Annotated in this window: 1 protein-coding gene; it reads right to left on the minus strand. The window is 67.6% G+C overall.

Annotated elements, in window-relative coordinates; genetic code table 11:
- Positions 1-20 precede the first annotated feature (20 nt).
- Positions 21-377 (minus strand): hypothetical protein (locus tag AC1DYG_RS20660; RefSeq protein ID WP_477641698.1); only part of this gene is annotated, 357 nt, incomplete at its 5' end.

The following is a 377-nucleotide window of genomic DNA, read 5'->3' on the forward strand; positions in this document are numbered from 1 at the left end:
GTGGCGGGCTGACCGGGCGCTCACAGCACCAGGCATGCTCGGTGCAGAAGTCTGTCGCCGATTCCCTTGTGCAGCAACACGTCGACGGTCTTCTCGGCCCCCGGGTTGCCGCGCGCGCCGTCGACCGCGAGGGCTGTGCACACCACCTGATCGACCGCCAACGGTGAGAGATCGTAGACCGGTAGGGACACCGTGACGACGGTCTCGGTGACGGTGACGTCGATGTCCGCCAGCGAGGCCCCCATCCGAGGCACCTCGTTGCGAAACTCGCGGGTGTCGTCACGCAGTTCCCGGCCCGCACCCAGGCCGAGCAACTGGATGGCACGGCGAATGTCGCCGAGCTTCCCATACGGCTCATCCCAGACGGTCCCTTGCGG

The organism is Pedococcus sp. P1_H8, from assembly GCF_056405175.1.